The sequence below is a fragment of the Kribbella sp. CA-253562 genome, assembly GCF_050942265.1.
GTDB lineage: Bacteria > Actinomycetota > Actinomycetes > Propionibacteriales > Kribbellaceae > Kribbella.
Genome location: NZ_CP192049.1, coordinates 4,341,388 through 4,362,882, shown reverse-complemented (window position 1 = coordinate 4,362,882; position 21,495 = coordinate 4,341,388). Strand labels below are relative to the sequence as shown.

25 protein-coding genes are annotated in these 21,495 nt (G+C 70.7%); 13 read left to right on the top strand and 12 right to left on the bottom strand.

Annotation, left to right across the window (positions count from 1 at the left end; translation table 11 throughout):
• Positions 1 to 34 precede the first annotated feature (34 nt).
• Entirely contained in the window at positions 35 to 748 is a 714-nt protein-coding gene (locus ACQPXM_RS20625) for a VOC family protein (protein ID WP_432935427.1), read from the top strand.
• A 1-nt stretch (position 749) separates the two neighbouring features.
• Here ACQPXM_RS20625 and ACQPXM_RS20620 read toward each other — a convergent pair whose 3' ends face one another.
• Together ACQPXM_RS20620 and ACQPXM_RS20615 are read right to left on the bottom strand one after the other, a co-directional pair.
• The gene (locus ACQPXM_RS20620) at positions 750 to 1,595 is read right to left on the bottom strand and encodes a phosphotransferase (protein WP_432935425.1); all 846 of its coding nucleotides are present in this window, start codon (positions 1,593 to 1,595) and stop codon (positions 750 to 752) included.
• Positions 1,592 to 2,143, bottom strand: coding sequence for a TIGR03086 family metal-binding protein (locus ACQPXM_RS20615; RefSeq protein WP_432935423.1), 552 nt, complete (start codon positions 2,141 to 2,143; stop codon positions 1,592 to 1,594). The genes ACQPXM_RS20620 and ACQPXM_RS20615 overlap by 4 nt, the downstream gene beginning before the upstream one ends.
• Before the next feature lie 30 nt (positions 2,144 to 2,173).
• Between ACQPXM_RS20615 and ACQPXM_RS20610 the strand changes: the two genes are divergently transcribed.
• Positions 2,174 to 2,794, top strand: a complete 621-nt coding sequence (locus ACQPXM_RS20610; protein WP_432935421.1) for a histidine phosphatase family protein — start codon at positions 2,174 to 2,176, stop codon at positions 2,792 to 2,794.
• On the opposite strand, the gene ACQPXM_RS20605 is transcribed toward ACQPXM_RS20610, so the two are convergent.
• Positions 2,785 to 3,591: a MerR family transcriptional regulator gene (locus ACQPXM_RS20605; RefSeq protein ID WP_432935419.1), complete on the bottom strand. Its 807-nt coding sequence runs from the start codon at positions 3,589 to 3,591 to the stop codon at positions 2,785 to 2,787. The genes ACQPXM_RS20610 and ACQPXM_RS20605 overlap by 10 nt on opposite strands.
• Before the next feature lie 4 nt (positions 3,592 to 3,595).
• Positions 3,596 to 4,081 (bottom strand): VOC family protein, encoded by a 486-nt coding sequence (locus ACQPXM_RS20600; protein WP_432935417.1) that lies wholly within the window; start codon positions 4,079 to 4,081, stop codon positions 3,596 to 3,598.
• Positions 4,082 to 4,152: 71 nt separating this feature from the next.
• Here ACQPXM_RS20600 and ACQPXM_RS20595 point away from each other — a divergent pair, with 71 nt between their 5' ends.
• From ACQPXM_RS20595 to ACQPXM_RS20585, 3 genes are all read left to right on the top strand, one after another.
• Entirely contained in the window at positions 4,153 to 5,283 is a 1,131-nt protein-coding gene (locus ACQPXM_RS20595; RefSeq protein WP_432935415.1) for a winged helix DNA-binding domain-containing protein, read from the top strand.
• Between the two features lie 42 nt (positions 5,284 to 5,325).
• A complete protein-coding gene (locus tag ACQPXM_RS20590) occupies positions 5,326 to 6,273 on the top strand; it encodes a helix-turn-helix transcriptional regulator (RefSeq protein ID WP_432935413.1) in 948 nt (315 codons plus the stop codon).
• Positions 6,274 to 6,424: 151 nt separating this feature from the next.
• Positions 6,425 to 7,255 (top strand): LppU/SCO3897 family protein, encoded by an 831-nt coding sequence (locus ACQPXM_RS20585; protein ID WP_432935411.1) that lies wholly within the window; start codon positions 6,425 to 6,427, stop codon positions 7,253 to 7,255.
• Positions 7,256 to 7,288: 33 nt separating this feature from the next.
• Here the strand turns inward: ACQPXM_RS20585 and ACQPXM_RS20580 are convergent, their stop codons facing one another.
• Positions 7,289 to 7,714, bottom strand: coding sequence for a nucleoside deaminase (locus ACQPXM_RS20580; protein ID WP_432935409.1), 426 nt, complete (start codon positions 7,712 to 7,714; stop codon positions 7,289 to 7,291).
• Positions 7,711 to 8,553, bottom strand: coding sequence for an LLM class flavin-dependent oxidoreductase (locus ACQPXM_RS20575; protein ID WP_432935407.1), 843 nt, complete (start codon positions 8,551 to 8,553; stop codon positions 7,711 to 7,713). The genes ACQPXM_RS20580 and ACQPXM_RS20575 overlap by 4 nt, the downstream gene beginning before the upstream one ends.
• A 94-nt stretch (positions 8,554 to 8,647) precedes the next feature.
• On the opposite strand from ACQPXM_RS20575, the gene ACQPXM_RS20570 reads away from it, so the two are divergent.
• The 3 genes from ACQPXM_RS20570 (at position 8,648) to ACQPXM_RS20560 (ending at position 10,366) form a co-directional block, all read left to right on the top strand.
• The gene (locus ACQPXM_RS20570; protein ID WP_432935405.1) at positions 8,648 to 9,106 is read left to right on the top strand and encodes an Lrp/AsnC family transcriptional regulator; all 459 of its coding nucleotides are present in this window, start codon (positions 8,648 to 8,650) and stop codon (positions 9,104 to 9,106) included.
• A complete protein-coding gene (locus tag ACQPXM_RS20565; RefSeq protein ID WP_432935403.1) occupies positions 9,103 to 9,954 on the top strand; it encodes a hypothetical protein in 852 nt (283 codons plus the stop codon). Before ACQPXM_RS20570 ends, ACQPXM_RS20565 begins: the two co-directional genes overlap by 4 nt.
• A gap of 100 nt (positions 9,955 to 10,054) precedes the next feature.
• Positions 10,055 to 10,366 carry a MazG nucleotide pyrophosphohydrolase domain-containing protein gene (locus ACQPXM_RS20560; RefSeq protein ID WP_432935401.1) on the top strand — a complete coding sequence of 104 codons (312 nt, stop codon included), beginning with the start codon at positions 10,055 to 10,057 and terminating at the stop codon, positions 10,364 to 10,366.
• Here the strand turns inward: ACQPXM_RS20560 and ACQPXM_RS20555 are convergent.
• Positions 10,326 to 10,811 carry an OsmC family protein gene (locus ACQPXM_RS20555; RefSeq protein WP_432935399.1) on the bottom strand — a complete coding sequence of 162 codons (486 nt, stop codon included), beginning with the start codon at positions 10,809 to 10,811 and terminating at the stop codon, positions 10,326 to 10,328. The two genes, ACQPXM_RS20560 and ACQPXM_RS20555, sit on opposite strands and share 41 nt — an antisense overlap.
• A gap of 32 nt (positions 10,812 to 10,843) precedes the next feature.
• A complete protein-coding gene (locus tag ACQPXM_RS20550; RefSeq protein WP_432935397.1) occupies positions 10,844 to 11,494 on the bottom strand; it encodes an SDR family oxidoreductase in 651 nt (216 codons plus the stop codon).
• A gap of 43 nt (positions 11,495 to 11,537) precedes the next feature.
• Here ACQPXM_RS20550 and ACQPXM_RS20545 point away from each other — a divergent pair, with 43 nt between their 5' ends.
• On the top strand, positions 11,538 to 12,332 hold the full coding sequence (locus ACQPXM_RS20545) for an alpha/beta fold hydrolase (RefSeq protein ID WP_432935395.1): 795 nt from the start codon (positions 11,538 to 11,540) through the stop codon (positions 12,330 to 12,332).
• 19 nt (positions 12,333 to 12,351) lie between these two features.
• Here the strand turns inward: ACQPXM_RS20545 and ACQPXM_RS20540 are convergent, their stop codons facing one another.
• Positions 12,352 to 12,711 (bottom strand): MerR family transcriptional regulator, encoded by a 360-nt coding sequence (locus ACQPXM_RS20540; protein WP_432935393.1) that lies wholly within the window; start codon positions 12,709 to 12,711, stop codon positions 12,352 to 12,354.
• Between the two features lie 52 nt (positions 12,712 to 12,763).
• On the opposite strand from ACQPXM_RS20540, the gene ACQPXM_RS20535 reads away from it, so the two are divergent.
• Positions 12,764 to 13,567 carry an aminotransferase class IV family protein gene (locus ACQPXM_RS20535; RefSeq protein WP_432935391.1) on the top strand — a complete coding sequence of 268 codons (804 nt, stop codon included), beginning with the start codon at positions 12,764 to 12,766 and terminating at the stop codon, positions 13,565 to 13,567.
• On the opposite strand, the gene ACQPXM_RS20530 is transcribed toward ACQPXM_RS20535, so the two are convergent.
• On the bottom strand, positions 13,554 to 15,434 hold the full coding sequence (locus ACQPXM_RS20530; protein ID WP_432935389.1) for a propionyl-CoA synthetase: 1,881 nt from the start codon (positions 15,432 to 15,434) through the stop codon (positions 13,554 to 13,556). The two genes, ACQPXM_RS20535 and ACQPXM_RS20530, sit on opposite strands and share 14 nt — an antisense overlap.
• A gap of 85 nt (positions 15,435 to 15,519) precedes the next feature.
• On the opposite strand from ACQPXM_RS20530, the gene ACQPXM_RS20525 reads away from it, so the two are divergent.
• Positions 15,520 to 16,440 carry a threonine/serine dehydratase gene (locus ACQPXM_RS20525; protein WP_432935387.1) on the top strand — a complete coding sequence of 307 codons (921 nt, stop codon included), beginning with the start codon at positions 15,520 to 15,522 and terminating at the stop codon, positions 16,438 to 16,440.
• Here ACQPXM_RS20525 and ACQPXM_RS20520 read toward each other — a convergent pair.
• Entirely contained in the window at positions 16,433 to 17,044 is a 612-nt protein-coding gene (locus ACQPXM_RS20520) for a rhomboid family intramembrane serine protease (RefSeq protein ID WP_432935385.1), read from the bottom strand. The genes ACQPXM_RS20525 and ACQPXM_RS20520 overlap by 8 nt on opposite strands.
• Before the next feature lie 263 nt (positions 17,045 to 17,307).
• Here ACQPXM_RS20520 and ACQPXM_RS20515 point away from each other — a divergent pair, with 263 nt between their 5' ends.
• Complete coding sequence (locus ACQPXM_RS20515; protein WP_432935383.1) at positions 17,308 to 18,510, top strand: Cmx/CmrA family chloramphenicol efflux MFS transporter; 1,203 nt, start codon at positions 17,308 to 17,310, stop codon at positions 18,508 to 18,510.
• A gap of 84 nt (positions 18,511 to 18,594) precedes the next feature.
• Here ACQPXM_RS20515 and ACQPXM_RS20510 read toward each other — a convergent pair whose 3' ends face one another.
• A complete protein-coding gene (locus ACQPXM_RS20510; RefSeq protein WP_432935381.1) occupies positions 18,595 to 20,013 on the bottom strand; it encodes an APC family permease in 1,419 nt (472 codons plus the stop codon).
• Positions 20,014 to 20,537: 524 nt separating this feature from the next.
• On the opposite strand from ACQPXM_RS20510, the gene ACQPXM_RS20505 reads away from it, so the two are divergent.
• Positions 20,538 to 21,485, top strand: coding sequence for a transcriptional regulator TrmB (locus ACQPXM_RS20505; protein ID WP_432935379.1), 948 nt, complete (start codon positions 20,538 to 20,540; stop codon positions 21,483 to 21,485).
• Positions 21,486 to 21,495: the final 10 nt, after the last annotated feature.

The following is a 21,495-nucleotide window of genomic DNA, read 5'->3' as shown; positions in this document are numbered from 1 at the left end:
GCGACGCGGATCCGCGGCGGCCTAGCGTGGCGGGATGACGACCCGGCTGCAGGCGCTGTGCTTCGATGCGAACGACCCCGGCCAGCTCGCGCGGTTCTGGGGTGGCGTGCTCGGCCTGAAGGTCGCCGACGACCCGAGTGGCGGACGCGTGCTGCTGCCGAAGGACGAGGTGGGTTTCCGGCTGAGGTTCCTGCCGGTGCCGAACGAGAAGTGGGGCCCGAACCAGATGCACTTCGATCTGACCAGTGCCACGCTCGAGCAGCAGCAGGCGACCGTGGCGCGGGCGCTCGAGCTCGGCGGGCGGCACCACGACGTCGGGCAGACGCCGGACGACGGTCATGTGGTGCTCGCCGATCCCGAGGGCAACGAGTTCTGTGTGATCGAGCCGGGCAACAACTTCCTGGCGAACACCGCGGCCATCGGTGCGGTGTCCAGCGACGGTTCGCAGGAGGTCGGGTACTTCTGGAGCAAGGCGCTGGACTGGCCGCTGGTGTGGGACCAGGACGAGGAGACCGCGATCCAGTCGCCGCGCGGCGGGTCGAAGGTGTCGTGGGGCGGCCCGCCGTACGCCGAGAAGTTGGGGCGCAACCGGCTGCACTTCGAGCTGGCTCCCCCGGCCGGTGGTGACGTCCGGGCCGAGGCCGACCGGTTGGTCGCGCTCGGGGCGACGCTCGTCGGTGACGTGGACGGAGGTGTGGAGCTGACCGATCCGGACGGCAACGAGTTCCGCGTGGTGGCCGGCTCGTAGGTCAGGTTCTGGCGAGCGCGTCGAGGACTTCGGCGATCATGCGGTGCCCCTGCTGCTCGTAGGCCTCGGCGCCGACCTGATAGGCCCACACCGTGGTGCTGATCGCGTCACGGACGTACAAGCGGTGCCAGGCGGTGGGGTCACGCGGGTCGCCGCCGTAGCCGTCGAGAAACGCGGCCTCCAGTGCGGGGTCGAGACGGAACTGCTGTGCGGCGAGCCGGCCGAAGTCCATCCAGACGGGACGCAGGCCGGCCCGGCCGAAATCGATCGCGCTCACTGTCCCTTCGTGGATCAGCCAGTTGCGCGGCTGCCAGTCCCCATGGGTCGGGACGAGCATGCTGGGTGGGGTGGGCCAGGACTCGACTTCCGCGCGGAGCTTTTGGACCGTGGCCGGTGGAATTCGATGGGGCTTGGCCAGCCAGTCGAGCGACTTCACCTGCTCGTTCGCCTCGTAGTCCTGGTCCTCGATCGCGAACTGCTCGTGCAGCAGCGCGAGCAGGTGGCCGGCCTGGCGGTACGTCTCGGGGCGCCGCTCGTGGTCGGTGCCTTCGACCAGTTCGCCCGGGAGGTAGCGCGTCACGAGCAGCTTGGCGTCGGTGTCGCCGTGGACGAGTTCCGGAGCGCGGTTGATCGACGTCCACGGCTCGAGCCAGTCGCGGTGCGCCTGGAGTTCGCGAGCGAGGTGGGTGTCCTTCTCGTCGCCCGCCTTCGCGACGAAGCGCTGACCTTGGTGGTCGAGCAGCAGCACCGTCGTACCGACGAGTCCCCAGCTGAGATCGCGAACGATCCGGGCTTCTGGCAACCACTGGTCCAGCAGTTCCCGTTGACGGGCCGTCAGCGACGTCACGCGGGCACCCGTCCGTAGGCGTCCAGCAGCTTGTCCTGCAGCGAGGCGTATTCGCGCCCGCTGGCGCCCGCCCCGAACGCTCCCATCGCGCGCATCTCGTCGAGGTGGGGCTCGACGAGTTCCCACAGGCCCTCGACCAGCAGCAGGTGCAGTTTGGTGTCCAGGCCCGCGCCGACGCTGAGGTCCCAGCCGTGCACGACCAGTTCACCGAGCCGGAACCGGACGAAGGTGTCGTAGTCGATGTCGCGGCTCGGGTGGTGCAGCACGGCTGACCGGTCAGCTTCCTGGAAGGCCTTCAACTGGTCCTCGCCCGTCGCCCGCACCGCGGCGACCGGGTCATCGCCCAGGTGGCCTTCGCCGAGTCCGGCGGTCGCCTCGGCCGCGGAAGCTCCACCCAGCAGCCGTACGGCGAACAGGTTGCCGGCCACGACGTGATCGACCACCTCGCGCACGCTGATCCCGCACAGCGTGCCCCGGTCCCAGCCGTCGTCCGGCACAGCCGACACACGGTCGAGAAAGTCGACAGTTGCCAGTGGCAGCAGATCCATGGGAACAGGTGTATCTGAAATGCTCCCCGGATGTCTCCCGCGACTCGGCACCTCTATCTCGCCCGCCACGGCCACGCATCGGCCGACGAGACCCGCTTGACCGACCAGGGACGTCGCCAAGCCGCGCTGCTCGGCGAGCGACTGCGCGGGGTGCCGTTGTCGGCGATCCACCACGGTCCCCTGGCGCGTGCCGCCGAGACTGCTCAGCTGGTCGGCGAGCAGCTCGCCTGCGTTCCCGTCAGTACGTCGTCCGCCGCGGGCGACTACTGCCCGTACGTCCCTGACCGGGATGAGATGCCGGAGGAGTCGGCCGACGAGACCCTGAGCTGGCTCGAGGGGTTCACGGCCGACGAGCGGATGACCGGTCCGGTGCTGGCGCGCGAGGCAGTCGAGCTGTTCACCGGCGCGGTCGACGGCCCGCAGGCGCGGCATGAACTGGTGGTCACCCACAACTTCTTGATCGCCTGGCTCGTGCGGGAGGCGCTGGGAGCCCCCGCGTGGCGGTGGATCGGCCTGAACCACGCGAACGCCGCGTTGACCGTGATCCGCTACGCGCCGAGGCGGCCTGCTGAGTTGGTGGTGTTCAACGATCTGGCGCATCTGCCGGTCGAGCTGCGGTGGACCGGGTTCGAGGTGGAGCGTCAGCTCTGAGCGGGCCAGGTCGCGGTGGCCGGGTCGACGCCGTGGGTCTGTGCGTTGGCGTTGATGGCGGCTTGCAGCCAGCTGGCGAGGCCGGGGTGGAAGGCGTCGTAGTACTCGGCATAGCCCGGGTCGTCGGTGAAGTTGCGGGCCAGGCAGACATGCATCGCGTGGGTGCAGTCGAAGTGCTGAGAGATGCCTGCGCGGTGGCGTTCGGCCAGAGCGTTCGCCTCGGGTGAGCCGGGGCTGACGCCGTTGCGGACCGCGGCGGCCAGGTCGGCGTTGAGGGTGTTGACCTCGGCGGCGAGGTGCTGCCAGTCGGCGGTGGTCCGGGTCGCGGCGCGGTCGGCGTACTGGGCCCACTGCGGGGTGCCGGACCAGCGGTTCTCGGCTTCCTCGACCCAGTCGAGCCGCCAGGACGCGCCGAAGATCTCGGACTGCTGCTCGGGGGTGAGCTGGATTCCCTTGCCGGTGGCATCGAGCATCCGGTCGACCGCCTGCAGCATTGTCCGCAGGCGGTCGATGCGGTCGGCGAGCTCGGTGCGCTGGCGGCGCAGGTGCTCCTGCGGGTCGGTGTCCGGGTCGTCGAGCATCCGGGCGATGTCCGCCAGCGGGATGCCAAGCTCGCGGTACACGAGCACGCGGTGGATGCGCGCGATGTCCGCGGCCGAGTAGACCCGGTAGCCGGCCGGCGTACGGTCGCTGGGCACGACCAGGCCGATCGAGTCCCAGTGGTGGAGCGTGCGCACGCTGATTCCGACCAGCGCCGCCGCTGCTCCGACGGTCAAACTCTCCGCAACCCGCGTCATGCCCTCAGTCTGCCGGTACGACGATGCCCATCGCACGCAGGCGTTCCGTGCTCTCCGCGTCGTGCGGGCGGGCCGCGGTCATCACGACGCGCGACTTCTCGGGCGTGATCACGGTCAGCTCCAGCGAGTTCCACGGCTTGATCTCCGGCTCGCTGGTGCTACCGGGAAGCAGCTCCTCGCAGCGCGCGGCGATCTCGTCGATCTGGCTGAGCACGCACGAGAAGCTGGTCGCGATCCCAGGCGCTTCGGCCGGCGTCGACCCCGGAACGAGCAGGACGTCCTGGAACGCCCAGCGGCGCAGATGCGTGACCTGGCCGGGCGCGGTGAACAGGTCGACGAAGCCGAGGCCGCGGATCCAGAATTCCTTGGACGCCTCCAGTTCCTCGGTCGGAACGATCGTGAACATCGGCATCGGGTAGATCTCACGGTAGATCTCGGGCGCGACCGCGTCGGGTCCCGGCAGTGGCACCGGGCTGGTGAATACGTTCATGCCCACCAGCCAAGAGCCTGACGTCGCGTCAGGGTCAAACCGAAAACACTCGTCGCGCCCCGGGGTTCGTGGTGCAATCTGCGGATGACGGTGACGGCACGGGCGCTGAATCGGGCGTCGATGGTGCGGCAACTGCTGGTGGAGCGGGAAGCGATCGGGGTGGCCGACGCGGTACGGCGGGTGGTCGCGGTGCAGGCCAGCACCCGGCCTCGCCGTACGTCGCGCTGTTCAACCGGGTGGCGGGCTTCGATCCGCGCGAGCTGGACGCTGCCTTCGACAGCGGGCTCGTGGTGAAGGCGACGTTGATGCGGATGACGTTGCACGCCGTGCACAGCGACGAGCACCCGGAGTTCCGGGCGGCGATCGTGCCGATGATGGACGGGACACGGTTCCAGGCGGCGTTCGCGGCGGGCGGGCTGACCAGTGCCGAGGCGCAGGCCGTGGCGACCGAACTGGCGGCTTACGCGTCGGAGCCTCGCAGTGGCGCGGAGTTCGAGGCGTGGCTGCACGAGCGGCTGGGCATGGGGGCGACCGAGCTGTGGTGGGCGATGCGCGCGGTGGCGCCGTTGCTGCACGCACCGACCGGTGGGCCGTGGTCGTTCGGGCAGCGGCCCGCGTTCGTCGCGGCGCCGGGCAGCCCGGCGGATCCGTCCCGCGGGCTCGAGGTGCTGACCCGGAGGTACTTGGAGGGCTTCGGGCCGGCGTCGGTCGCCGACATCGCGCAGTTCGTGAAGGTCCAGCGCGGCCGGGTGAAGACCGCGATCGCGGCGCTCGACCTGGAGGAGCTCGAAGGGCCGGACGGTCAGCTCCTGTACGACGTACCGGGTGGGGCGCGGCCGGACGAGGACCTGCCGGTGCCGCCACGGTTGATGGCGATGTGGGACAGCGTGCTGCTCGCGTACGACGATCGCGGGCGCGTTGTGCCGCCGGAGTACAAGACGGTGATCACCCGGACGAACGGCGACCTGCTGCCGACGGTGCTCGTCGACGGCTATGTCGCCGGCGTGTGGCGGCCGATCGACGACGGCATCGAGGTGACCGCCTTCCAGCGGCTCCCGGCCGCGACCTGGAAAGCGCTCAGGCCGGAGGCGCGCCGGCTCTTCGCGATGGTGAGAGAGCGCGATCCGCGGGTCTACCGGCGCTACGACCACTGGTGGAAGCATCTGCCCGCGGTCGACACCCGGGTGCTGCCGGGCAAGTAAAGTGCTCAGCGGTTGAGCACTTAGCCTGCGAGACTGGCGGGTATGCGCGCTGATCGACTCGTGGCGACCCTGTTGCTGATGCAGGCCCGGGGCCGGGTGACCGCTGCCGAGCTCGCCTCGGAGCTGGAGATCTCGGTGGCGACCGCGCGCCGCGACCTCGAGGCGCTGTCGACGGCCGGAATCCCGGTCTATCCGCAGCCCGGCCGCAACGGCGGCTGGTCGTTGCTGGGTGGATCGCGCACCGATCTGAGCGGTTTGACCGCGACCGAGGCGCAGGCACTCTTCCTGTTGGTCGGGCCCGCGGCCGCGATCGCTCCCGAGGCCAAGGCCGCGCTGAGAAAGCTGGTGCGCGCTCTCCCGGAGACCTTTCGCGGTGACGCCGAGGCGGCTGCCGAAGCGGTGGTGATCGATCCCGCGGGCTGGGGTGAGCGCGACAAGGCCCGGCCGGTGCTGGTCAACGACCTGCAGCACGCCGTCGTCCGGCGCCGCAAGGTCCAGCTCACCTACGCCGGGCGCCGAGGCTCGGCACCGTCGGAACGGCTGGTCGATCCGCTCGGCCTGATCGACAAGGACGACGTCTGGTACCTGATCGCGGGCACCGACCGCGGGCAACGCACGTTCCGCGTCGATCGGGTGCTGGAGGCAACGGTCACCGAGCAGCCGGCCGAACGCCCCGACGACTTCGACCTGTCGGCCGCCTGGGCCCAGGTGGTCGACGAGATGGAGCAGAACCGGTCGTTGCTGGCTGCCACCGTCCTGGTCCAGGAGCGGCACCTGTGGGTGATGCAGGACCGGCTCGGCCGGCACTGCGAGGTGCTCGACTCCCCCGGCGACGGCTGGGTCCGGACGCGGATCACGGCGCCGACGCCGTTGATGATCGCGCAGCACCTGGCCGGCTGGGGTGGGTTGATCGAGGTGCTCGACCCGCCGTCGGTGCAACAGGAACTCGCCCGCCTCGGCGCCGAGCTGGTCAGCCGGTACGGCGGCTGAGCTGACACGGTGCGGAATCGTCCGGTAACGGGTGGTGGGCCTGCGAAAAGGTTCGGTAACCGATGGAACCGTCAGGGGCGGGTTGACCGTCAGTGGTGAGTAAGGTCCCTCTGTCCCAAAGCTGTCCCCGCGCGAGCCACAGGAAGTATTCGTGACCACGACTCCCCCGCAACCGCCCCACAACCCGTACCCGGCCCAGCCCGGCGGCTACGGTCCCCCGCCGGAGCAGTTCCCGCAGTACGCCGGCCAGCCGCACGAGCACCAAGGCCCGCCGCCACCTCAGGCGCCGTACGGGCAGCCGTTCGACCAGGGGCAGCAGTTCGGGCAGCCGCCGTTCCAGCCTCAGTTCCAGCCGCAGGCGGCGCCGATGGGTGCCCTGCAGTGCCGGTTCTGTGGATCGTTCCCGGCGGTGCCGGCCACCGTCCGCGGGCACATGGGCCTGCTGATCCTGATGCGCTTCCTCAAGCTCGAAGGCCCGTTCTGCCGCACCTGCGGCATCGCGAGCGTGCGCGAGATGACCGCGAAGAGCATGTGGCAGGGCTGGTGGGGCATCGGGTCGGCGATCATCAACCCGTTCGTGATGCTGTCGAACATCGGCCCGTGGAAGAAGTTCAACGAACTGCCCGAGCCCGCGCCGGGCGCGCCGGGCCGGCCGATGGACCCGGGCAAGCCGCTGTTCAAGCGCCCTGCCGTCCTGGGTCTGCTGGTGCCGGTTCTCGTGCTCGCGGCGATCGTGATCGGCAACCTCACCACCACGACCTCGTCCGAGGCCAAGGCCGGTGACTGCGTGAAGAACGCCGGCACGATCAGCAAGCCGGACGTGAAGGTCGTCGACTGCGGCTCGCCCGACGCGGAGTACAAGGTGCTCGGCCGGGTCAGCTCGTCGGTCTCCAGCCTGTGCGACCAGTACGAGGGCGCGACGGTGACCTACACCGAGGAGCGCCGGTCGACGGGCTACACGCTCTGCCTCGGCCCGAAGTGAGCCGGTGGGCCTGGCACGCAGGCCCCACCGCACTCAGCTCTTGTAGTACTCCGCCGCGACCGCGCTCGCCTCGTCGGGCAGCAGCGGGCCCTCCGACGGGACCGGCAGGAAGCCGCCGCCGGGCTTGAGCGCGTTCACCTGGTCGCCGGACATCGCGTAGACCACGCGGCCGAGCCCGGAGCGTTCCAGCGCACCGGCGCACATTCCGCACGGCTGGCAGCTGGTGTACATCGTCGTCCCGGCGGCGGTCTCCGCGTCCAGGTTCGCCGCGGCCCAGCGCGCCAGCTTCAGCTCGGGGTGGGCGCTGATGTCGTTGTCGGTGATCGAGGTGTTGTGGTCCTCCGCGAGGACCGTGCCGTCGGGCCCGGCCAGCAGCGAGCCGAACGGCGGGTTGCCGCTGGTCACCGCGTCGGCCGACAACGCGATCGCGCGCCGCAGGAAGTCCTCGTCTGTCGTCACTGCTTCTCCATTCGGGCTTTGACGGTCGCCAGGGCCTGCCAGGCGATCTCGGGATGTTCGGTCTCGGCGGGGTCGCCGACGAACGGGTCCAGGACGACGGTGTGCGCGCCGAGCTGCTCCAGCTCCTCGACGTCGGCGAGGATCTGGTCGATCGATCCTTCGCCGGCCTTCCGGGTCGCGTCGGGCCGCGGCTCGTCGGTGAGGCGCAGCAGGATCCGCGGCGCGAAGCCGGGATGGGGTGCGCCCAGCTCGTCGGCCGTCGCGCGCAGGCGGACGGCGGCGTCGCGATGCCAGCCCATCGTCTGACGCAGCGGGTGCCACGCGGCGCCGTACCGGATCGCTCGGCGCAGTCCGGCGTCGGTCACACCGCCGACCCAGATCGGGATGCCGCCGGGGCCGTAGTCGCCGGTGTCCTGCCAGGCGGCCGCGAGCGCGTCGAGCAGTTCGTCGGTCTGTTGCCCACGACGCCGGAAGTCGAGGCCGAGGGCATCGAACTCCTGGGCCGCCCAGCCGACGCCGACGCCGAGCACGAAGCGGCCGCCGCTGAGCTGGTGCAGGTTCGCCGCCATCCGCGCGACCAGCAGCGGATGCCGGTACGGCGCGATCAGCACGGTGGTCCCGAGCTCGATCGAGCCGGTCCGGCCGGCCAGCCAGGACAGCGTCGTGAACGGCTCGTAGAACGGTGCCGGGTACTGCTCGGCGACGTCGGGAGTGATCGCGACGTGGTCGGACATCAGCAGCAGGTCGTAGCCGAGCCCCTCGACCGTCCGGGCCCAGGCGAGCAGCCGGTCCGGGGTCGCGCCGGGACCGAAGTTGGGAACATTCACGCCGAGTCGCATGCCGTTCAGGCTAGCCAGCGCGGGGGGCGGTTCTGAACGGATTGCTCGCGGAAATCCAGCGGCCGCGCCGTGGATCTGCCGGTAGTTTGGCGGGATGACCGTGAGTCTCGATCCGACCGACTGGGCCATCCTCTGCGAGCTGCAGCGCGACGGCCGGCTGCCGCTGACCGAGCTCGGCCGCCGGGTGAACCTGAGCGCCTCGGCCGCGACCGAACGGGTGAAGCGGCTGGAGTCGACCGGCGTGATCAGCGGGTACCGCGCGCAGGTCGACCTGGGCAAGACCGGGTACGCCGTGCTCGCGGTGGTCCGGCTGAAGTACCCGGGCAACAAGCACGAGCCGCTGCACCGGTTACTGGCCGAGCGCAGCGAGATCCTGGAGTGCCTGCGGACGACCGGCGACGACTGCTACCTGCTCAAGGTCGCGGCAGGATCGATGGCCCACCTCGAGCACCTGGTGAACGAGCTCACCGAGTTCGGCTCGACCACGACGAACCTCGTCTACACCGAGACCCAGCCGTACCACGGCCCACTCGGCCCACCGGCGATGTCGTGATCGAGGTCGCCGGGATCGCGCTCTCCGACGATCTCCTGCCGCGCTGGGTGGACTGGCTCGCACCGGACCGCCAGCCGTTCTACGTGACCGCGCGGCAGGCGGCCGAGTGGGACCTGCCGGTGTCCGACGAGGAGCCGGATCCGCAGTTGCGGGACACCTACCACTCGTACGCCGTCGACGGGCGGCTGCGGTGTGCGTGGTTGCCGGAGAGGGCGTTCTCGGCGTTTCCGCGCAAGGTCCGGGCCGGGCTGGTCCGGGCGCAGGTGGTGCACGAGCGAGGCGCCGTACCGGTCGTGCGGGCTTGGCGCGGGGTGCTCGGCGAAGCGATCCGGGTCCAGGCCGATGGGCATCGGTTCGTCTGGTGGAAGTCGTTGCTGCGCGATCCCGAGGTGCTGTTGCCGCGGATCGTGAGCGGGGAGATCGGCGTGAGCCGGCACGCGGAGGTCGGGGCGGACGTGTGGCGGGGCGCCGAGCGGTTGCTCCCGCGGGCTCGCGAACTGGCCGGGACATTCCCAGAGGGCAGTGGGCCGAACTGCTTCGGCACGGTGATGGCCGCGGCCGGGATCGAGGGCGCCGAGTCGTTGTGGATGCAGCGCGAGCCGTTCGACCGGTGGCTGGACGAGTCGACCACGCGCGGCGGGCGTGACGGCGTACCGGGGACTGTGCTGGTGTGGCGATCGGCTGACCGGGCGGTGCAGCACGCGGCGGTCACGCTCGGAGCCGGCTGGGTGCTGCACAAGCCGTCGCAGTCGTGGATGACGCCGCGCAAGGTCCGGACGGCCGCGGAGGTGTTGCGGGCGACGAGGACCGCCGGCTGGAGACTGCAGCGGCACACGCTGCAGCGGTAGGAGGCGCAGCCGCAGGAGCCGCGTCCGGACAACCGCGGGCAGCGGCGCGACCGCTCGCCCCGGGATCCCCGACCCCGCCGACCCGGGTAACGTCCCGCGGGTGGAGTTCTCGGAGATGGTGACGCGGGCGCGCGACGTCCGCCGCAAGTACGCAGCGATGGAGACCAGCCGCTACGGGCGCGAGTGGAGCCGGGAGGAGCTGATGCTCGGGTTCCTCGGCGACGTCGGCGATCTCGCGAAGCTCGTCCAGGGCAAGGAGGGCGTGCGCCCTCGCGACGACCTGGACGAAGCGTTCGCGCACGAGCTGGCCGACTGCCTGTGGTCGGTGCTCGTGCTGGCCGACGCCTACGACGTCGACCTGGAGACGGCGTTCAGTCGGACGATGGATCAGCTGGACGATCACCTGGGCTGACCGTCAGCTCGCCACCGTTGAGGTCGACGGCCACCGGCGTGCCCAGCTCGACCGTGCGGCTCACGGTGCACAGCCGGTCGTGGGACATCTTCACCGCCCGCGGCAACGCCTCCCGCGCCTTGTCGCCGTCCTCGCCGGCGGGAAAGGTGATGGTGAACTCGACCTTCAGGTTCTCCAGCCGGTTGCCCTGCTCGGCGTCGCGCAGCTTGTCACCGCTGACCACCGCGCGGAACTCTGTCGGCTCCGCGCGCCGGCTGGTGACCACGTCGACGTCGGTCGCCGAGCAGGCCCCGATCGCGGCGAGCAGCAACTCGACCGGCGTGAAGTCGGGGTCGTCCGGCCCGTCGGAACCGACCGGCAGCGTGCCGCCGCGCCGGTTGTGCACCAGGTACTTGCCGCTCTGCGTGCGCTCGAAGTGAATCTGCCGCAGGGAGTCGTCGCCCATCCAGAAATCGCAATCTGTTGCCGCTGGCAACGTCAGAGGTGGTCCAGCGCGTCGGCGACGGGGGTGTCGCCGGCGATCAGCTCGAGGGTCCGGCCGATCGCGGCCGGGGTGTCGCACAGGCCGGCCAGCACCGCGGCGACGTCGTCGCGGCTGACCTGACCGTTGCCGGTGTGGTTGGCGAGCAGGACCAGGCCGGAGCCGGGCTCGTCGGTGAGGTGGCCGGGCCGGAGCACGGTCCAGTCCAGGTCGCGCGAGCGCAGATCGTCCTCGGCGGCCAGCTTGGCCTTCAAGTAGACGGTGAAGGTCGCCTCCGGGTCCAGACCGTCGATCTTGTCGACACCCATCGAGCTCACCTGCAGGTGCCGCCGTACGCCGGCCCGCTCGGAGGCCTCGGCGAACAGCGCGGCCGCGCCCCGGTCCACGGTGTCCTTGCGCGCGTTGCCGCTGCCCGGGCCGGCCCCGGCGGCGAAGATCGCGACGTCCGCGCCGCTTAACACCTCGGCGACCTCGTCGACGCCGGCCTGCTCGAGGTCCAGGACGGCGATCTGTCCGCCGGCCGCGGTGACGTCCGCCTCGTGCGCCGGATTGCGGACCAGGCCGACGACCTGGTGACCGCCCTCGGCGAGGATCCGCGTCAGGCGCAGCGCGATCTGTCCGTGTCCACCCGCTATCACGACTCGCATACCTGGAGCCTAACCCTTCACTCCAGCACGGCAGACTGTCACCATGTTCGCGATCGCAGCCGACGGATGCCGGATCGCCTACCAGCTAGGTGGCGAGGTAGGCGCCATAGGCAACGGACCTGCGTTGCTGCTGCTCGCGGGGCAGTCGAACAACCACCACTGGTGGGACCCGGTCCGTGCCGACTTCGAGACCGGCCGCACGACGATCACGCTCGACTACCGCGGTACCGGCGCGAGCGACAAGCCGGACGAGGTCTACAGCACGCCGGGCTTCGCCGAGGACGCCGTCGCGGTGCTCGACGCTGTCGGGCTGGAACAGGTCGACGTGTACGGCACGTCGATGGGCGGCCGGGTCGCGCAGTGGCTGGCGATCCTGCATCCGGAGCGGGTCCGTCGGCTGGTGCTCGGGTGTACGTCGCCGGGCCGGTCGCACGGGTTCGAGAGAAGCCAGGAGATCCGGAGAGCGCTCTCGGTCCGGGACCAGGCGGCGCGCGACGCCGTACTGACCGAGCTGATGTACACGCCGGGGTGGGTGGCTCGCCATCCGGGGCCGTACCCGGTGCTCGGCGACGCGACGATGCCGACGTACGCGAAGGGGCGGCATTTGGTGGCCAGCAACAACCACGACGCCTGGGACGGACTGGACACGATCCAGGCGCCGACGCTGGTGCTGCACGGGACCGACGACGTCTTCAGCCCGGCGGCCAACGCGCAACTGCTCGCCGAGCGGATCCCGAGCGCCCGCGCGGAGTTGCTGGACGGCGCTCGGCACGCGTACTTCCACGAGTTCCGCGCCACGGCGAGCCCGCTGGTCAGGGACTTCCTAACCTTGAACTGAGTGTTCCGGAGCCAGGAGGTCAGGTCTGGCGCTGGCCGAGGTAGCAGGCCAGGGTGTCGCGGGTGCGCTGCAGGCTGTCGAGCTGCCGGTCCATCGCGGCGAGTTCGTGATCGAGCAGCTCGCGCAGACTCTCGCACCAGTCGAAGACGGTCTCGTTGTCCCGGATCTCGCGCGTGCAGGGCAGGACGTCGCGAATCACTTCGGTGCTCAGCCCGGCGTCGAGCAGGATCCGGATCTTGCGCACGGTGAGCTCGGAGTCGTCGGCGTACTCGCGGTAGCCGTTCGGGGCGCGGTCCGCGGTGAGCAGGCCCTGCGCCTCGTAGTAGCGGAGCAGACGCGGGTTCACGCCGGTCCGTCGCGACAGCTCGCCGATCAGCACGTGCCCAACCTCCCTTGACCTTCCAACCAGTGTCAGCCTTTAGCGTCGTCGCATGACCACGTACGTCGTCCACCGTAACGGCCGCCCGGCCGACGACCTCGCGCCGCTGGCCTTCGCCGGCTACGCCCACTTCACCGCGATGCAGGTGCGCGGCCACCAGGTCCGCGGCCTCGACCTCCACCTCGACCGGCTGCGCAACGCCTCGCTCGAGCTCTACGGCCAGGCGCTGCCCGACGAACAGATCCGCGACCACCTCCGCACCGCCGTCGCGGCCGGCCCCGAGGACGTCTCGCTGGTGGCCACCGTCTTCTCCGCGACCGGCGAGTTCACCGCGGCCGCCGCGGAGCCGGAGCTCCTGGTCCGCACCGGCCCGCCGTCGTCGGGTCCGGCAGGCCCGCTCGCCCTCGCTGTGGTCGAGCACGAGCGGTTCATGCCGGCCCTGAAGCACACCGGCGAATCCGCGAAGACCTACGCGCTGCGCCAGGCCGTCCGCGACGGGTACGACGACGCCGCCTTCGTCGACCGCCACGGCCGCCTCACCGAGGCCACGATTTGGAACCTCGCGTTCTGGGACGGCACCAGCGTCGTGTGGCCCGACGCCCCGATGCTGCTGGGCACGACGATGTCGATCGTCCGCCGCCGGCTGACGGTCCCGCAGCGCACAACTGAGATCACGCTGTCCACGCTCGGAGCCCACGGCGAGGTGCCGGCGCCGTATGCCGGTGCGGTCGTGATGAACTCCTGGTCGCCAGGCATCCCGGTCAGCCGGATCGGGCCGGTCGAGTTCCCCTCGTCGCCCGCCTTCGCCGACCTCCTGCACCGGGCCTACGCCGAGGAACCGCTCACTGATTTCTGAGGATCGGTCGCAAACTGTCCAGGACCGTGGCGTCCTCGATCGTCGACGGGACCGCCTCGGGGCGCCCGTCGGCGATGTTGCGCATGGTCTTGCGCAGGATCTTTCCGGAGCGGGTCTTCGGCAGGGCCTCCACGATCGAGACGTCGCGGAACGCCGCGACCGGGCCGATCTCCCGGCGGACGGCGGCGACCAGCTCGGCGCGCAGCGTCTCCTCGGCGATGTCCACGCCGGCCTTCAGCACCACCAGCCCACGCGGCAGCTGGCCCTTGAGGTCGTCGTGGACGCCGATCACGGCGCACTCGGCGACGGCCGGGTGGGCGGCCAGGACCGCTTCCATGCTGCCGGTCGACAGGCGGTGACCGGCGACGTTGATCACGTCGTCGGTGCGGCCCATCACGAAAACGTAGCCGTCGGCATCGATGTAGCCGGAGTCGCCGGTCAGGTAGTGACCGTCGAAACGGCTGAGGTAGTTGTCGATGTAGCGCTGGTCGTCGCCCCACAACGTCGGCAGCGCGCCCGGCGGCAGCGGCAACCGGATCGCGATCGACCCTTCCTCGCCGGCCGGCAGCTCCGATCCGTCGGCGTCGAGGATCCGGATGTCCCAGCCGGGCAGCGGCACGGTCGCCGATCCGGGCTTGGCCGGCATCGGTTCGAGTCCGCGCGGGTTGGCCACGATCGGCCAGCCGGTCTCGGTCTGCCACCAGTGGTCGACCACCGGTACGCCGAGATGGTCGTGCGCCCAGTGGTAGGTCTCCGGGTCCAGCCGCTCGCCGGCCAGGAACAAGCTCCGGAAACTGCCGCTCAGGTCGTACTTGGTCAGCTCCCCGCCGTCCGGGTCGACCTTCTTGATCGCTCGCAACGCGGTCGGAGCGGTGAAGAGCGCTTTCGCGTGATGCTGCGAGATCACCCGCCAGAACGCGCCCGCGTCGGGCGTGCCGACCGGCTTGCCCTCGTACAGGATCGTGGTCGCGCCGATCAGCAGCGGCGCGTAGACGATGTAGGAGTGGCCGACCACCCAGCCGACGTCGGAGGCGGTCCACCAGACGTCACCCGGCCCGATGTCGTAGACGGCGCCCATCGACCAGGCCAGCGCGACCGCGTGACCACCGTTGTCCCGGACGACGCCCTTCGGCTTTCCGGTCGTTCCCGAGGTGTAGAGCACGTAGAGCGGATCGGTCGCGGCGACCGGCACGGGATCAGCCGGCTCCGCGCCGGCGACCAGCGTGTTCCAGTCGAGATCGCGCTCTCCGAGTTTCCCGGGCGCGATCTCGCGCTGTACGACGACGGTGTGCTCCGGCTGGTGGGAGGACAGCGAGAGCGCCTCGGAGATGATCGGCAGGTACTCGACGATCCGGTTCGGCTCGATGCCGCAGGAGGCGGCGACGATCACCTTCGGCGTCGCGTCGTCGATCCGCGCGGCCAGCTCGCGGGGCGCGAAGCCGCCGAACACCACCGAGTGGACCGCGCCGAGCCGCGCGCAGGCCAGCATCGTGATGACGGCCTCGGGAATCATCGGCAGGTAGACGATCACCCGATCGCCCTTGCCGACACCGAGCGAGCGCAGCGCACCGGCGAAGGTCGCGACCTCGTCGCGCAGTTCGGCGTAGGTGTAGCTGCGTTTGGTGTCGGTCACCGGGGAGTCGTAGACCAGCGCGGTCCGGGTGCCGTGCCCGCCCTCGACGTGCCGGTCGAGCGCGTTGTACGCCGTGTTCAGTTCACCGTCGGGGAACCAGCGGTAGATCGGTGCGGCCGAGTCGTCGAGCGCCCGCGTGGGTGGCCGCGACCAGCTGATCGCCTCGGCGGCGTCCAGCCAGAACCCTTCCGGATCGGCCAGGCTGCGGCGGTAGCTCTCGTCGTACGCACCCATGACGTGCCTCCCAGCTGTCGGAGTCACTCGCAGTCTTACCCGATCGGTGCGAGCAGCAACAGCCTGGCGTGACATGGTGGGCGTTGTGACGGTGACGCGTGAGCAGGTCGAGGAAGCGGCGGTCCGGATCTCAGGGCGGGTACGGCGGACGCCGGTGTTGCGGGTGTCGGCGACGGTGACGTTCAAGCTGGAGCTGCTGCAGCACGTCGGGTCGTTCAAGCCGCGCGGGATGTTCAACCGGTTGCTGGCCGCGAAGGAGGACGGCTCGCTGACGGGCGTCGGCGCCGTCACCGCGTCCGGCGGGAACGCGGGCCTCGCGGTCGCGTACGCCGCCCGTGAGCTCGGCGTACCGGCCCGGATCTTCGTTCCGGAGAGCGCTCCCGCGGCCAAGGTCGCGCGGTTGCGAACGCTGGAGGCGGACGTCGTCCAGGTCGGGACCGAGTACGCCGAGGCGTACGCGGCGGCGGTCGTGGCGAGCGAGGAGTCGGGCGCGTTGTTCGCGCACGCCTACGACCAGCCGGAGGTCGTCGCCGGCCAGGGAACGCTGGGCCTCGAACTGCTCGAAGAGATCGACCGGTTCGACACGGTGCTGGTGGCCGTCGGAGGCGGCGGCCTGATCGCGGGCATCGCCGCCGCGATCGGCGACCGCGCGAAGGTGGTCGGGGTCGAGCCGGAGCTGGCGCCGACGCTGACGCGCGCGCTCGAGGCCGGGCAGCCGGTCGACGTACAGGTCGGCGGCGTGGCTGCCGACTCGCTGGGCGCTCGCCGGATCGGAGAGATCGCGTTCCAGGTCGCCGGGGCGCAGGGCATCGAGTCGCTGCTGGTCGACGACGCCGCGATCGTGGCGGCTCGCGAGGAACTGTGGCGCGAGTACCGGCTGGCGGTCGAGCACGGTGCGGCGACCGGCTACGCGGCGCTGACCTCCGGTGTCTACAAGCCGGCGACGGACGAGCGGGTCGTCGTGGTGATCTGCGGAGCCAACACCGACCCGAGCACGCTTACTTGAGCTTGGCCTGACGCCGCTCGTCGGTCAGGAACCAGGCGGCCAGAATGCCTGCGATGGCACCGAACAGGTGGCCTTGCCACGAGATGCCGTCCTGGGGCAGCAGCCCACCGAGGAGAGCGCTCCCCCACACCAGAACGACGACCACACCGAGCAGCACCTGACCGATCCGGCGGTTGAAGACGCCCCGCGCGATCAGGTACGCGGCGTACCCGAACACGAGTCCGCTGGCACCGATGGTGATCGTGTGCGGCGGTGAGATCAGCCACGTGCCCAGGCCGCCGACGGCCGCGACGATCGCGGTGACCGAGAGCAGCCGGACCGCGCCGGAGATCGCGATCAGCGCGCCCAGCGTGAGCAACGGCAGCGTGTTCGAGATCAGGTGGCCGAAGCCCAGATGCAGGAACGGCGCGGTGACGATGCCGATCAGGCCCTCGGGGTTGCGGGCGACGATGCCGTAGCGGTCGAGTTCGCCGTGCAGTGCGGTGTCCACGATCTCGCTGACCCACATCAGGCCGACCAGGACGACCAGCACCTTGATGCCGCTGCTGATCCGGGCGGCGTCCACCACGGCCTTCGGCCGGCGCGCTGGGCTCGGGTAACTCATGTCACCACCATGCCCGATCCACCCAAGCCGCACTCCTCGGCGCCGCGTTTGTGTCGGTGCCGGACGAGATGATGCTCAGAGGGTTAGGTTCACCACATCGCGGACACCGGGGCGCCGACAGGTCCGGAAGTGTGTCACTATGTGCAACTCGCAGGTCGCTGTGCGCGATGGGGTGGGGGCCCGGTACGACCGCACCGTCGCCGCGCTGTCCCCGATCGATCGCCGGGCCCGTCCGCCCACGCCGTTCCCCGAGGAGGATCGCGATGCCGCTGGCCGTCTACATCATCGGGCTCGCGATCTTCGCCCAAGGCACCTCGGAGCTGATGCTCGCCGGCCTGCTGCCCGAGCTGGCCGCCGATCTCGAGGTCACGATTCCCCAGGCCGGCCTGCTCATCTCGGCCTTCGCCGTCGGCATGCTGGTCGGCGCCCCGGTGCTGGCCGTGGTCACCCTGCGCTGGCCGCGCCGCACCGCGCTGCTGGTGTTCCTCGCGATCTTCGCGCTCACCCACGTCGCCGGCGCCCTCACGCCCAACTACGGCGTCCTGCTCGCGACCCGGATCGTCGGAGCGTTCGTGTACGCCGGGTTCTGGGCCGTGGCCGCGGTCACCGCCGTCGGCCTGGTCGCTCCGGGCCGCCGCGCGAAGGCGATGAGCGTGGTCACCGGCGGTCTCACCATCGCCACCATCATCGGTCTGCCGGCCGGCACCGTGATCGGCCAGAACCTCGGCTGGCGCGCGGCGTTCTGGGCCGTCGCCCTGATGTCGTCGCTGGCGATGATCGGCGTGCTGCGCACGATCCCCGCCGGCCGGCCCAGCCCGGACAGCACTCCCCGCCTCGACGCCGAGCTGCGCGCGATGCTCAACCCGCGGCTGTGGCTGTCGTACGCGACGACCGCGCTGGTGACGGCCGCGATCCTGGTCGTGTTCAGCTATCTCGCTCCCCTGCTCACCGACGACACCGGCCTGCCGCCCGCCGCCATTCCCGGCGTGCTCGCCCTGTACGGCGTGGGCTCGCTGATCGGCATCACGATCGGCGGCCGGACCGCCGACGCGACGCCGTTCCGGACGCTGCTGGCCGGCATCACCGGCGTGGTCGTGATGTCGGCCGTGCTCGCCCTGCGGGCCGACCAGCCGGTGATCGCGATCGCGGCGGTGTTCCTGCTCGGCGGCTTCGGCTTCGCGGTGAACCCGGCGCTCAACGCCCGCGTCTTCAGCCTGGCCGAACGTGCTCCGACGCTGGCGACCGCGGTGAACTTCTCCGCCTTCAACGTCGGTATCACCGTCGGCCCGTGGCTCGGCGGCCGCGCGATCGACGCCGGCGCCGGCTATCCGTCGCTGGGCTGGATCGCGGTCGGGCTCGGAATCGTTGCCCTCAGCACCGTCGTAGTGGCCGCGCTGCTGCCGCTGCGGGCGATCCGCCCGGGCGCCGGCGGCCGGGCCCGCCAGGCGACTCACCTTCCCGGCTGACCACCGGCGACACAGCCCACCGACAGCAGCGGGCCCCCGCGCCTCCGATCGAGGAGCGAGGGCCCGCGGGCTTGCCGGTGCGGATCAGTTGACCGGACCGCTGGGGTCGATGTGCGACGGGTCGAAGTCCGCCTTGCGGTGGAACACGTACTTGTTCAGCACCCAGGTCAGCGCCCACAGGACGACACCGACCACCATCAGCCAGCCGGCGATCTTGTAGTCGTCACCGGCCCGCCCGGACAGCGGGCTGGCCAGGTAGACGCACAGGATCGCGCCGAGCACCGGCAGCGCGGTCGGCGCCCGGAAGTGCTTGTGCTCCATCGGGTCACGGCGCAGTACGAGCACGGCCACGTTGACGATCGCGAACACGCACAGCAGCAGGAACGCCGTCGTACCGCCGAGCGCGGCCAGGTCGGCGAAGCCGATCAGGAAGAACGCCAGCAGCGTGGTGAACAGGATCGCCACCCACGGCGTACGGCGCCGGTACAGCACCCGGCCGAGCGGACCGGGCAGGACCTTCTCGTGCGACATGCCGTAGAGCAGCCGGCTGGCCATCAGCATGTTGATCAGCGCCGAGTTGGCCACCGCGAACATCGTGATCCAGGCGAAGATCTCGAGCGGGAAGCTCGGGGCGCCGGCCTGGATCACCTTCAGCAGCGGGGTGGAGCCCTCGTTCAGGTCCTCCGGCGAGACCAGCGTGACCGCGGAGATCGCGACCAGCACGTAGATGACACCGGTGACACACAGGCCGATCAGCATGATCTTGGGGAAGATCCGGACCGGGTCCTTGGTCTCCTCGGCCATGTTCACCGAGTCCTCGAAGCCGACCATCGCGAAGAACGCGAGCGCGGTCGCCGCGGTCACCGCGCCGAACGCGGTGTCGCCCTCGGGCGTGTGGAACTCGGTCAGCCGCGAGGTGTCACCGTTGCCGCCGGCGATCGCCCAGGCCCCCACCGCGATCACGATCAGCAGACCGGACAGTTCGACGCAGGTCAGTACGACGTTCGCCTTGACGCTCTCGCCGACGCCCCGAAGGTTGACCACGGCAATCAACGTCATGAAGGACAGCGCGGTGATCGTCAGCAGGCTGCCCCGGTCGGGATCGATGTCGACCGCGGAGAAGAAGTTCGCCGCGAACGCCTTCGACGCGCTCGAGGCCGAGGTCAGGCCGGAGCACATCACCGCGAACGTGAGCAGGAAGGTCAGGAAGTGCACGCCGAACGCCTTGTGCGTGTAGACCGCGGCGCCACCGGCCTTCGGGTACTTCGTGACGAGCTCCAGATAACTGGTGGCCGTCAGCAGCGCGACGACGAACGCGCACAGGAACGGCAGCCAGACCGCGCCGCCGACCTCGCCCGCGACCTTGCCGGTCAGCGCGTACACGCCGGTGCCGAGGATGTCGCCGACCACGAACAGCAGCAGCAGCCCGGGCCCCATCACCCGCTTCAGTTCGGGCCGGTCCGCTGCGGCCTCGGTCGTCGCCGCACTGGTGCTCTCGCTCATCTCGCCTCCCTGGATCGCTGGGCTGCGGTCGATCACAGCCGCGGCGCACCGGGACAGATCTCGGACGTGGCCGGAACGGACCACACCCCCGACTGGTGCACCGTCGACTCATCGTCCCACCGGATCGGGCCGAGCGCTCCCGGACACGCTCGCCAGGAAATACCTGCCGGGGAAGGCAGCTGGAGAGCCGGTACCGGCGTGGGTGCCGTGGCGAGGCGGGCGCGAGTGACGCGGCGGGGTGGTGATGGAGCCGGGCGCGGGGTTGAGGCTTGACCAGGCGTCCCCTGCCCGGTCCCCCGCGCCCGGCGGCACGACCCCGCTGGACGCGTTCGACGCGGTCCGGTCGATGGTGCTTCGCCCCGGCCGGGACCAACAGCTCGAACTGACAACGTTTTACCCAGGTAGGACGCCCTCCTACCGCGTCCGGGGCGAGGTCTTGGTCAGTGGTATCGGATCCAGGACGGCCCGCGCCACGAGATAGCGTGACGCAGGCCGGACTTGTCCACTACTGGCCAGGAGACCGCATGCTCGAGTCCGTCGGGGTGTCCGCCGACGACGAAGCCGCTTACCGGGCGCTGTTGTCGTTGCCCGGCTGTTGCGTGCACGACCTCGCCCAGCGCCTCGGCCGCTCCCCCGGCGACCTGCTCGACTCGGTCGGCCGGCTGGAGGAGCTCGGCCTGCTCACGACGACGTCGGACGACCCACCACGTCTGCTGCCGACCAGGCCCGACGTCGCCGTCGACGCCCTGGTCGCCGTACGCCGGGCCGAGCTCGACCGGGTCCGGGCCGAGGCGCGCGAGCTGTTGTCGGAGCTGCGGGCCCAGGAGCGGTACCGGCCGGAGAACCTGGTCGAGGTGATCGTCGGGCAGGAGGCGATCGCGGCCCGGTTCGCCCAGCTGCTGAACCAGACCAAGGAACAGTTGCTGGTGCTCGATCGGCCGCCGTACGCGGCGGCGGTCGAGCAGTCCGACACCACGGTCCGCAGCCTGCTGAGCGCCGGGGTCACCGTGCGTGGCATCTACTCCCCCGACTCGCTGGAGGTCGGTGGCGTCGACGAGGCCTACAGCGCGGCCGACGCCGGTGAGACCTCGCGGGTGCATCCGCAGGTGCCGATGAAGCTGGCGATCTTCGACTCGACGGCCGCGTTGCTGCCGTTGTCGGTGGACCAGCTGGTCGACAGCGCGCTGGTGGTGCATCCGTGTGCGCTGCTGGACGCGTTGATCGAGATGTTCTCGCTGCTGTGGGACCAGGCCGCGCCGATGGCACCGGCCGAGCGTGATCCGCTCGACGCGCGGCTGATGACGTTGCTGGCGGCCGGGTTCAAGGACGACGCGATCGCCCGGCAGCTCGCGTTGAGCAGCCGCACGGTCGGGCGCCGGGTCGCGGAACTGATGGAGACCCTCGGCGCCCGGACCCGTTTCCAGGCCGGCATCCACGCCCAGCGCCGCGGACTGCTCGACCCCGACGCCTAGCATCCGAAGA